Below are 2780 nucleotides of genomic sequence, written 5' to 3'. Positions count from 1 at the left end.
TGCTGCCAACGACTCACTCAGCGCCGCATTATATGACACAGTAGTACTAGCAGCCCGTTGACGAAGTCGCTTTGGCTTGATTCCGTTCGCTCCAGGCCGCGAGTGGCAGGTGTGGCATGGCGTTGGGACGACAGCAGGGCCGGCAGTCGGAACTGCTGGTGACCTGGGCGGAGATGCCGCGCTCGCCCGAGCACGTGTTCTACGACCGGCTGCAGGCCGACCTGCTCAGTGCTGGGTTTGACGGTTTTGTCGAAGGCCAGTGCGCGCCCTACTATGCGGCGCGGTAGGGCCGGCCCTCGCTGCCGCCGGGGCGGTACTTTCGCATGCTCCTGGTCGGCTACTTCGAGGGCATCGACAGCGAGCGCGGCCTGGAGTGGCGCTGTGCCGACAGCCTGTCGCTGCGCGAGTTCCTCCGCCTCGGCGAGCGCGAGCCGGTGCCGGACCACTCCTGGCTGAGCCGTACCCGCGCCCGGCTACCGCTCGAGGTGCACGACGCGGTGTTCACCTGGGTACTGCAGCGGCTGTCGGAGCGGGGCCTGGTCCGGGGTGAGCGGATCGGCGTTGATGCCTCGACGGTGGAGGCCAACGCCGCCCTGCGGGCGATCGTCCGCCGCGACGGTGGCGAGGGCTACCGCGAGATGCTGACGCGGATGGCCAAGGAGAGCGGCATCGAGACACCAACAGCTGAGGACCTGATCCGACTGGACCGCCAACGCAAGGGCCGGCGGCTGTCCAACGCCGAGTGGGAGAGCCCGACCGACCCGGATGCGCGGATCGCCAAGCTGAAGGACGGCCGCACACGCTTGGCCTACAAGCCCGAGCACGCGGTCGACCTCGACACCGGCGCGGTGGTCGCGGCTGAGATGCACAGTGCCGACTGGGGCGACACCAAGACCCTGCCCGACACCCTGGCGAGTGCGGCCCGGCACCTGGCCGCGGTCGAGGCGGCACCGAGCGCCCAGGCGCCTGCCGAGATGGTGGCCGATAAGGGCTACCACTCGCGCGAGGTGCTGAAGACGCTCGACGACGGGCCGTGGAAGACCCGGATCGCCGAGCCCAAGCGCGATGGCTTCCTGCGCTGGCACGGCGACGACGCGGCCCGCCGCGCTGTCGTGAACAATCGCACCCGCCTGCTGTCCGGCGTCGCTCATGTTGCGTTCAAGCTGCGCGCCGAGGTGGTTGAGCGGAGCTTCGCGCTCATTCTCGACCGTGGTGGCATGCGCCGAGCCTGGCTGCGCGGCCGGGAGAACCTGCACAAGCGTTACCTGATCCACGTCGCTGGCTACAACCTTGGCCTGATCATGCGGCTGCTGACCGGGTGGGGAACCCCTCGGGGCTTCCAGGACAGGATTTCGACCCTGCTTGCTGCCGTCGCCATGTCGAACGGCGGCCTGGTCGTCATCCTGATCGTCATCGCTGGCGATCAGACTGCGGCCGCCGCCGTCAGCATTGAGCCGGAACGCTTCAGCTGACCAATCGCTTTCTCAACGGGCTGCTAGCGGCCGTTCTGGCCCGGTGGATCGGCTAGGATCGCCCATGCCCTCCGATAGCCTCGGCCCTGACGGGTTCGTCCGCCTCCGCTGCTACCTGCCGGCCACCAACACCATGTGGTTTGCCGGCTCCTGCTCGGGCTGCTCCCGTAGCGTGACAATCGGGATCGAGGCGGCCATCGACCTGATGGGTTCAGCCGACGCGACGGTCGGCGAGCTGGCGGCGCGGCTGCGGTGCCGGCCATGCGGGCGCCGGATCTCGCTACAGGTGATGGCCGATTCCCGATCGCCGGAAGCCAGGCGGGATGAAGGGCGGCTGCCGGAGACGGAGGGGATGCGGGTTTGGGAGTAGCTGTTCCTATGCGGGGCGGCGCTGCGGGCTTGAGCTCAGCTGGATGGGGCAGAACGCTGATAGACCAGCAAATCGAGGACAGGCGTCCTCTCCAGCCCTAACGCCAGACCGATCAGGTGATGTGCTTGGCCTCGATGGTGAGTTTGGTGATTGAACAGGTGGGCGAGCACGTGATGGAGGGGCTGGGACTGCGGTGCGCCGCTAGTCGTGGCGTAGTTGAGGGGCTGCGCGAGACGCTCCTCACTCAGGCCGTCGACGAACGCAATGATCGCTTGGTCCTGTGACTGTCGCGCGGTGCCGAGTTCCTCAAAATCCTCATACAAGATCTCGTTCAGCCTCGTGCCACGCGGGCTCAGTCCGCCTAGGCGGCCCATCCACAGGCGGTCCGTCACGAGGAGGTGGTTGAGGGTCCCGAGCAACGACCCGAAAAAGGCCCCTTGGTCCTCTGCCAAAGTCTGTGGCGTGAGTTGGGCGGCACAGGCGTAAACGCGCTCGTTCGCCCAGCGGTTGTACCGCGAGAGCATGCGGAAGTGCTCCTGCCGAACGCTCATAGAGGTGCTCCTCATGCTCGCTGCTACAGCATGATATTAGGGTCCACCCGTTAGGCTTTATCCACCGGAGTTTGAGCGCATCTATCAGCAGGACCGGTTATCACTTGCGGTAACCCCCGCGCAAAGCAAGCAATCCAGCCCTGTCGCAATCAGGCTAGGCGCAAAAAGAGGCCGCCTGCGCAAAGCGAGCGGCCTGAGTTTTGGGAGTGAACAAGGGATCGAAGCCCAGCCAACGCCCCCTTTGCCGGGCCGGTTTGCGAGCGTTCCACGAGTGAGGCAGGGCGTTCCGCGTGCCGCCCAATCCGGCTCCGATCACATGATGGGGTGGATGCCCCCTGCTCTGCGGCATCGAGGTGCCACAGCGTGGCAGGTGCTGAGCCTGACCAC

At 66.5% G+C, this 2780-nt stretch carries 4 protein-coding genes; 3 read left to right on the top strand and 1 reads right to left on the bottom strand.

Translation table 11 applies throughout. The features are described 5' to 3' along the window. Nucleotides 1-116 precede the first annotated feature (116 nt). The 3 genes from AC5JJ6_RS07740 to AC5JJ6_RS07730 all read left to right on the top strand — a co-directional run bounded on the left by AC5JJ6_RS07740 (nucleotide 117) and on the right by AC5JJ6_RS07730 (nucleotide 1842). The gene (locus tag AC5JJ6_RS07740) at nucleotides 117-287 is read left to right on the top strand and encodes a hypothetical protein (RefSeq protein ID WP_496041481.1); all 171 of its coding nucleotides are present in this window, start codon (nucleotides 117-119) and stop codon (nucleotides 285-287) included. 12 nt (nucleotides 288-299) lie between these two features. Beyond that, nucleotides 300-1472, top strand: coding sequence for a transposase (locus tag AC5JJ6_RS07735; RefSeq protein ID WP_496041482.1), 1173 nt, complete (start codon nucleotides 300-302; stop codon nucleotides 1470-1472). 64 nt (nucleotides 1473-1536) lie between these two features. Further along, nucleotides 1537-1842, top strand: coding sequence for a hypothetical protein (locus AC5JJ6_RS07730; RefSeq protein ID WP_496041480.1), 306 nt, complete (start codon nucleotides 1537-1539; stop codon nucleotides 1840-1842). A 35-nt stretch (nucleotides 1843-1877) separates the two neighbouring features. Here the strand turns inward: AC5JJ6_RS07730 and AC5JJ6_RS07725 are convergent, their stop codons facing one another. Beyond that, on the bottom strand, nucleotides 1878-2393 hold the full coding sequence (locus AC5JJ6_RS07725; protein ID WP_496041479.1) for a DinB family protein: 516 nt from the start codon (nucleotides 2391-2393) through the stop codon (nucleotides 1878-1880). Nucleotides 2394-2780: the final 387 nt, after the last annotated feature.

This window comes from Skermanella sp. (assembly GCF_059503625.1).
Note: the sequence above shows the minus strand (reverse complement) of the source record. Positions and strands in the feature narration are given on the sequence as shown.